This is a genomic window from Leucobacter chromiireducens, assembly GCF_003917135.1.
Classification (GTDB): domain Bacteria; phylum Actinomycetota; class Actinomycetes; order Actinomycetales; family Microbacteriaceae; genus Leucobacter; species Leucobacter chromiireducens_A.
This window is the reverse complement of record NZ_RPDI01000012.1, coordinates 81,639-89,851: the sequence shown is the minus strand read 5'-3', so window position 1 is coordinate 89,851 and position 8,213 is coordinate 81,639. Positions and strand designations below refer to the sequence as shown.

General features: G+C 69.4%; 5 protein-coding genes and 1 pseudogene. All 6 read left to right on the top strand.

The genetic code is table 11. The features are described 5' to 3' along the window. Positions 1-1,233: AAA family ATPase (locus EGM46_RS14975; RefSeq protein ID WP_241156239.1), on the top strand; the 1,233-nt coding region annotated here is incomplete at its 5' end. A gap of 48 nt (positions 1,234-1,281) precedes the next feature. Then, positions 1,282-2,157 carry a signal recognition particle-docking protein FtsY gene (gene ftsY / locus EGM46_RS07805; protein ID WP_125099595.1) on the top strand — a complete coding sequence of 292 codons (876 nt, stop codon included), beginning with the start codon at positions 1,282-1,284 and terminating at the stop codon, positions 2,155-2,157. A gap of 266 nt (positions 2,158-2,423) precedes the next feature. Further along, positions 2,424-3,278, top strand: a complete 855-nt coding sequence (locus EGM46_RS07800; protein WP_125099594.1) for a 3-hydroxyacyl-CoA dehydrogenase — start codon at positions 2,424-2,426, stop codon at positions 3,276-3,278. A 95-nt stretch (positions 3,279-3,373) separates the two neighbouring features. Further along, positions 3,374-5,037: pseudogene (gene ffh, locus EGM46_RS07795) on the top strand (signal recognition particle protein). Next, positions 5,038-6,186 carry a hypothetical protein gene (locus EGM46_RS07790; RefSeq protein ID WP_125099593.1) on the top strand — a complete coding sequence of 383 codons (1,149 nt, stop codon included), beginning with the start codon at positions 5,038-5,040 and terminating at the stop codon, positions 6,184-6,186. It abuts the pseudogene before it with no gap. Between the two features lie 190 nt (positions 6,187-6,376). Beyond that, positions 6,377-8,140, top strand: a complete 1,764-nt coding sequence (locus EGM46_RS07785) for an ABC transporter substrate-binding protein (protein ID WP_125099592.1) — start codon at positions 6,377-6,379, stop codon at positions 8,138-8,140. The last annotated feature ends 73 nt before the right edge of the window (positions 8,141-8,213 follow it).

Below are 8,213 nucleotides of genomic sequence, written 5' to 3'. Positions count from 1 at the left end.
GAGGAGGCCGCGCGCCGTGCGGTGCTGCGCGCGCGCCAGGTCGCTCAGGCCGAGCGCGTCGCCGCGCTGCTGCCCGCCATCGTCGACGCCTGCGACCGCTCGCTCGCGGAGGCGCGCCTCGCCCAGCAGCACGCCGAAGCCGAGCGGGCGCGGCACAGCCAGGAGCTCACGCTCCTCCGTGCCGAGGAGGCCGAGCTGCGACAGCGGCTGCAGGGGCTCACCGAGCGCGTGCACGGGGCCGAGCTGAAGAGCTACGAGCGCAAGCTGCAGCTGTCCGGCCTGCTCGAACGCGCCGGGAACGAGCTCGCGCTCGAGGAGTCGGTGCTGCTCGCCGAGTACGGGCCGGACCAGCCGATCCCCGAGCCCGAGGACGCCGAGGGCGGCGCGGCGGCCGCTGCGCGCCAGGCACCCGCCGAGCGCGCGGAGCGCGCCGAGCCGCAGTACGCGAACGCGCTCGAAGCGGAGCTCGCGGCGGAGCTCGGGCTGGATTGGCCCGCCGCGGGCGTCGCAGCAGAGCCGGCGTACGACGAGGCAGCAGCGGGCGACGAGGCCGCGCCCGTGCGCACGCGCCCGTTCGTACGCGCCGAGCAGGAGAAGCGGCTCGCGAAGGCGGAGCGCCGGCTGGCCGAGCTCGGGCGCATCAACCCGCTCGCGCTGGAGGAGTTCGCGGCGCTCGAGCAGCGGCACGCGTTCCTCACCGAACAGCTCGCGGACCTGACGAAGACGCGCGCCGATCTCCTCGCGATCATCGCCGAGCTCGACGAGAAGATGCAGGGGATCTTCGCCGCGGCCTTCGAGGACACCCGCGCCGCCTTCGCCGAGGTGTTCCCGATCCTGTTCCCCGGCGGTTCGGGCGAGATCACGCTCACCTCGCCCGACGACCTGCTCGGCACCGGCATCGAGATGACGGTGCGGCCGGCTGGCAAGCAGGTGGAGCGGCTGTCGCTGCTCTCCGGCGGCGAGCGCTCGCTCGCTGCGGTGGCCTGGCTGATCGCGATCTTCCAGGCGCGGCCGAGCCCGTTCTACATCGTCGACGAGGTCGAGGCGGCGCTCGACGACGCGAACCTCGGCCGCCTGCTGCAGGTGTTCGAGCGGCTGCGCGAGAACTCGCAGCTGATCATCATCACGCACCAGAAGCGGACCATGGAGATCGCCGACGCACTCTACGGGGTGTCGATGCGGCAGGACGGCATCTCCGCGGTGGTGGGCCAGCGCATCACGCGCGAGGACTGAGGGCTCGGGCCGGGTCAGCGGAGTCGGTCCCACCGCTAGACTCGGGGTATGGCTGAGCGATCCTGGTCTTTCTCGAAGGCATTCCGCAACATCTTCAGCGGCCCCGCGCTGATCACCGACGACACGTGGGATGAGCTCGAGACGGCGCTGATCACCGCGGATTTCGGCCCGGACGTCACGGAGAGCATCCTCGATCAGCTGCGCGCGGACGTCGAGCGGCACCGTGTCACCGAGGTGAAGGAGCTGCGCAGCATGCTCCGAGACGCGGTGGAGGAGCGGCTCGCGAAGTACGACCCGACGCTGCGGCTCTCCGAGCGCCCGGCCGTGATCCTCGTTGTCGGGGTGAACGGGGTGGGGAAGACCACGACCATCGGCAAGTTCGCGAACTACCTGAAGAACTTCGACAAGCGGATCATCGTCGGCGCGGCCGACACGTTCCGCGCCGCAGCGGTGGAGCAGCTCGCCACGTGGGCTGAGCGCGCCGGCGTTGATATTGTGCGGCCGCAGCAGCAGGGGCAGGACCCGGCGTCGGTCGCCTTCCAGACCGTGCAGCGCGCCGTCGAGGGCGACTTCGAGATCGCGATCATCGACACGGCCGGGCGGCTGCAGACCAAGGGCGGGCTCATGGATGAGCTCGGCAAGGTGCGGCGCGTGATCGAGAAGCAGGCGCCGGTCTCCGAGGTGCTGCTCGTGCTCGACGCGACGACCGGGCAGAACGGCCTGGCGCAGGCGGAGGCGTTCATCGAGCACGCCGGCGTCACGGGGCTCGTGCTGACGAAGCTCGACGGCTCGGCGAAGGGTGGCTTTGTGCTCTCCGTGCAGGAGAAGACGGGCCTCCCGATCAAGCTGGTGGGGCAGGGCGAGGGCATCACCGACCTGACCGGCTTCACGCCGCACGTCTTCGCGCAGCAGCTCGTCGGCTAGCGCGGGTCCGCCCGCCCAGCCCGGCGCAAACCCCCACTTTGTGTGAGTGGGGGCCGCTTTCGCGACCGGATTGTGGCGCGCACTCGCTCGAATTCGGCCCGGGACGACCACCCGAACGGCCGATTTCAGCCCGCCGCGAAAAACTGACCGGTGAGTGCAAAAATGAGGTATACCTAGAAGAACGAGGCCTGACGGCCGAGCCACGAGCTGCGGCCGCCGGACCGAAAGCCACGCCAACCAGGCGGGGCGTTCGAGAAAGGGTAGACATGCAGCACCTCACCGTCCTGGGAACCGGCGTCCTCGGGTCCCAGATCATCTTCCAGGCGGCGTACGCGGGCAAACAGGTGGTCGCGTACGACCTGAACGATGAGATCCTCGGCAAGCTCGCAGACCGCTGGGAGTATCTGAAGCCGCTCTACCTGCGTGATCTGCCGGACGCCACGCCGGAGAAGCTGGAAGCTGCGGTCGCGCGCATTCGCACCTCGGCTGATCTCGCCGACGCGCTCTCGGACGCGGATCTGGTGATCGAGGCCGTGCCCGAGCGGCTCGACATCAAGCAGAGCACCTGGGAGCAGGTGGGCGCGCTCGCCCCGGCGAAGACGATCTTCGCCACCAACTCCTCGACGCTCCTGCCGAGCGACATCGCGCCGTTCACGGGGCGGCCGGAGAAGTTCCTCGCGCTGCACTTTGCGAACGAGGTGTGGAAGTTCAACGTCGGCGAGGTGATGGGCCACGAGGGCACCGACCCCGCAGCCTTCGAGGCGGTCGCGCAGTTCGCCGAGGAGATCGGCATGGTGCCGATCCGGATCCACAAGGAGCAGCCGGGGTACGTGCTCAACTCGCTGCTCGTGCCGTTCCTGAACGCCGCCGCCCGGCTGCTGGTGCGCGGGGTCGCGACGCCGGCGGACATCGACAAGACCTGGAAGATCGCGACCGGCGCGCCGAGCGGTCCGTTCGAGATCTACGACGTCGTCGGCATGATGACGCCGTACCAGCTCGGGCTCGCGAGCGATGAGCCCGAGATGCAGGAGTTCGCCTCCTACATCAAGCGCGAGTACATCGACAAGGGATGGCTCGGTAAGGGGGCTGGCCGCGGCTTCTACGACTACAGCGGGAAGTAGCGAGCGCGCGCGATGAGTGGCCCGGGTCGATTCGACCCGGGCCACTGTCGTCTCGTGCGCACGCGCGCAGCGTGAACGGCTAGAATCGACCCATCATGGCTACTTTCGGAAACCTCTCTGCGCGGCTCACCGACACCTTCAAGAACCTGCGCGCGAAGGGCAAGCTCTCCGCGTCGGACGTCGACAGCACGGTCCGCGAGATTCGTCGCGCGCTGCTCGAGGCGGACGTCTCGCTCGATGTGGTGAAGGACTTCACGGCGAAGGTGCGCGATCGTGCGCTCGGCGATGAGGTGAACGCCGCGCTCAACCCCGCGCAGCAGGTGGTGCAGATCGTCAACGAGGAGCTCGTTGCGATCCTCGGCGGCGAACAGCGTCGCCTGCAGTTCGCGAAGAAGCCGCCGACGATCATCATGCTTGCCGGCCTCCAGGGCGCTGGCAAGACGACGCTGGCTGGAAAGCTCGCCAAGTGGCTGAAGGATCAGGGTCACACGCCCATGCTCGTCGCGTGTGACCTGCAGCGCCCGAACGCGGTGACGCAGCTCGGCGTGGTCGCCGAGCAGGCCGGCGTCGCCATCTACGCGCCCGAGCCGGGCAACGGTGTCGGCGATCCGGTCAAGGTCGCACGGGGCGGTGTCGCCGAGGCGCGCACGAAGCAGCACGACTTCGTGATCGTCGATACGGCCGGTCGCCTGGGCGTCGACCAGGAGCTCATGCGGCAGGCCGCCGACATCCGCGCCGCGATCGACCCCGACGAGGTGCTGTTCGTGATCGACGCGATGATCGGTCAGGACGCCGTCGCGACCGCGCAGGCGTTCCAGGAGGGCGTTGACTTCACCGGTGTCGTGCTGACGAAGCTCGACGGCGACGCGCGCGGCGGCGCTGCGCTCTCGATTCGCGGCGTCACCGGTCGCCCGATCCTGTTCGCCTCAACGGGTGAGGGCCTCGGTGACTTCGAGCCGTTCCACCCGGACCGGATGGCGAGCCGCATCCTCGACCTCGGCGATATCCTCTCGCTCATCGAGCAGGCGCAGAGCGCGTTCGACGAGGACGAGGCGCGCAAGGTCGCGGAGAAGATCGCGAAGGACGAGTTCACCCTCGACGACTTCCTCGGTCAGATGCAGCAGCTCCGCGGCGCCGGCTCCATAAAGAAGATGATGGGCATGCTCCCCNGATCGCGAAGGACGAGTTCACCCTCGACGACTTCCTCGGTCAGATGCAGCAGCTCCGCGGCGCCGGCTCCATCAAGAAGATGATGGGCATGCTCCCCGGCATGGGGAAGATGAAGGATCAGCTCGACAACTTCGACGAGCGCGAGATCGTGCGCACCGAGGCGATCATCCAGTCGATGACGCAGGCCGAGCGCAAGAACCCGAAGATCCTCAACGGCTCGCGCCGCCTCCGCATCGCGCGGGGCTCAGGGATGACCGTCACCGACGTGAACGCCCTCGTGCAGCGTTTCGAGCAGGCCGCGAAGATGATGAAGACGGTGGCGCGCGGCGGCGTGCCGCAGATCCCCGGTATGGGGCCGATGCCCGGCATGGGCGGCCACGGCGGCAAGAAGAAGCAGCAGGCGAAGGGCAAGGGGAAGCAGCGCTCGGGCAACCCGGCCAAGCGCGCGCAGGAGGCGGCCGGCGTTGCCGCGAAGCAGGCCGAGGCGCCGAGCGGCTCCGGCTTCGGTCTCGGCGGAGGCGCTGGCGCGCAGCCGACCGAGGAGGACATGGCCAAGCTGCAGCAGATGCTCGGGAAGGGCCTGCGCTAGGTGAGCGCGCCGCCGCCTCCCACAGCGGCGGCTGATCGCCTCGCGCTCTTCCGGCGCGAGTGGCCCGGGCGGATCAGCTGGGCCGAGGTGCGCGCTGCCGAACCGCGCGTGTTCTGGCGGGCCGCGGCCGGCGCCGCGCTGCTGCTGCCCGCGGCGGGGGCGCTCCTCGCCTGGACGTCGCTCACCGGCGAGTTCCCCGTGGCGATCACGCTCCCCGCGTGGCTCGAGTGGGCGCGCGGTGGCCTCGTGGTCGGCGGCTTCTGGCTGGTACTTCTGCTCGGCGTGTTCGCGGCGATCCTGCTCGACCGCCCGCGCGAACTGCGGCGCGAGCTCGCGTTTCGCCGTTTCGCCGCGGCGCGCGGGCTGAGCTACGCCCGCCTGGGCGCCACGCCGCCAGCGCGTGGCCTGTTCTTCGCGGAGCCGGCGGGCAGCGCACCGGGCGGCGCGGCGCGGCGGAGGCGCCTCGGGCAACCAGCGGCGCCGGGGGACACCGCGCGGTTTCGGGCGAACTTCGCGCTGTCGAGCACGGAGCCGCCAGCGTGGCCGGGAGCGGAGCCCGAACTGCAACTCGCCGTCGCGAGCTTCGCCGGCGGAAAGAACGACCCGCGCGGCCCGCTCGGCGGGTTTCGCTACCTGCAGCTCCGCGCGCCGCGGCAGCTGCCGCACCTCGTCATCGACTGGCTCGCGAACGGGAAGCTGAGCGAGTTCCTCGCGGGGTCCCAGCGGCTCTCGCTCGAGGGGGACTTCGATCGGAACTTCGCCTGCTACGCCCCTGCGGGGTATGCACGCGACGCGCTCGAGCTGCTCACGCCCGACGTGATGGCCGTGCTGATCGATCACGGGCGGCACTGGGACATCGAGGTCGTGGAGGATCGGATCCTCGTGGTGTCCCGCCGGGTGCTCGGCCGCTGGGATCGCGCGGAGACCACCGCGCTGCTGCTCTTCGCTGAGGTGCTCGGCGGGGAGCTCGGGCACCAGGCGCGCCACTACACCGATCCGCGCGCGGATCGCCCGCGTGTGCAGGTCGCTGCGCCAGGGCAGCGGCTCGCCCGGAGGTCGCGGGCCTGGGTCGGAGCCGTGGTGTGCGCGGTCGGCGCCGCCCTGCTCGCGTTCCCGTTCGTGCTCGGCTGGCTGCTCGACCTGAGCTAGCTCCGGCCCCGTGGGTGCCGGCACCGCGGGGGCGTTGCCCGCGCGAGCCTCGATCGTGATCGAGCCGTGATTTTTCTGCGCCATGTACACTCTGACATGTACTATTGTACTAACGGGTGATGGGGGTTCTCCCTGATCCCGACCACAGGCCAAGCGGCCCTGTGCGACTCAACGAATCAAGGGTGACTCAATGACTCGGAACAAGATCCTGACAGGCGCGGCCATCGTGGCCGTCGCCGCGCTGGGCCTCAGTGGCTGCGCGAGCGGCGGCGGGGGTGCCGGCGAGGCGGCCGGCGAACCGCAGCAGGGCGGCACGCTCAAGGTGCTCGCGAACGGCGATGTGGATCGGCTCGATCCCCAGCTCACGGCGTACGTGCCCGTGAACAGCGTGGTGCGCGCGATCTCCCGCTCGATCCTGAGCTACGAGTCCTCCAACGACGTCGACACGCGGGTGGAACTGACCGGCGACCTCGCGACCGAGGTTCCCGAGGCGACAAACGATGGGCTCACCTACACGATCTCGCTGCGCGATGGGGCGCAGTGGGACGCGCCGGATGGGGCGCGCGCGATCGTCGCTGCCGACGTGGAGCGCGGGATCAAGCGCATCTGCAACCCGCACATCGGCGCGGCGCTCGGCGGCTACTTCATCACCCTGATCGATGGGATGGAGAGCTTCTGCGACGGCTTCGCGAAGGTCGCGCCCGAGGTCGGGCCGATGAAGGACTACATCGAGCAGAACGACATCTCGGGGATCGAGACGCCGGACGACTCGACCGTGGTCTTCACGCTGACCGAGCCCGCCTCCGACTTCACGTCGATGCTCAGCCTGCCGACGGCGAACCCGGCGCCCATCGAGGTGCTCGACTACCTGCCCGACTCGCCCGAGTACCGCAACAACTTCATCGCGTCCGGGCCGTACACGGTCGCGGAGCACAAGCCAGACGTGTCGATGAAGTTCGTGCGCAACGAGGCCTGGGACGCGAAGAGCGATCCGCTCCGCGGCGCATACGTCAATGAGATCGTCATGACCATGGGCCTCGAGGCCGACGCCGCGATGCAGCAGCTCCAGGCGGGCTCCGCCGACCTGCTCTTCGACCTGCAGCCGAGCCCGGCGAACATCCAGCAGCTCACCACGGCGAACGACGAGAAGTTCTCCACGATGGAGAACGGCGGCATCGACCAGTTCCTCTGGTTCAACACGAAGACCGATAACAACGGCGGCGCGCTGCAAAAGCTCGAGGTGCGCCAGGCCATCCAGTACGCGATCGACAAGCCGGCGGTCGTGCAGGTGATGGGCGGCGAGGACATCGCGACCGTGACGAACGGCATTTTCGGCCCGGGCATCAACGGCTACGAGGACTTCTCGCTCTACGGCGACCCGTCGGGCAAGGCGGATCCCGAGAAGGCGAAGGAGCTGCTCGCGAAGGCCGGGGTGGAGAACCTCACGCTGAAGTTCCCGTACCGCAACCTCGGCACGCAGCCCGACATCGCGCAGACCGTGCAGGCGAGCCTCGAGGCCGCCGGCATCACGGTCGAGCTCTTCCCCGTGCCCCCGACGGACTACTACGCCAACTTCATGTCGAACGTCGAGAACACGACGGGCGGCGAGTGGGACGTCGCGCTCGTCGGCTGGTCGCCCGACTGGGTGGGCGGCGCCGCCCGCTCGGTCTTCCAGCCGCAGTTCTCGTTCGACGGCACCCCGCAGACGTACAACTACGTCGACTACAACAACGAGGAGGCCAACACCCTGGCCGCCGCCGCGCTCTCGGCAGCGACCCCCGAGGAGGCCGGCAAGCTCTGGCACCAGGTCGACGAGACCGTGATGCAGGACTCGCCGATCGTCAGCATCGTCGCCAGGAAGAAGGCGAACTACCACTCGGCGCGCGTCGAGAACTTCTCGATCTACGCCCTCGCCCAGAACGGCGACTGGACGAACGTCTGGCTCACGAAGTAACGAATCGCACGCAGGGTGTGGCGGTGCTGCCGTCCGGTGGCACCGCCACACCCGCGCCTTTGAAAGGTGAATC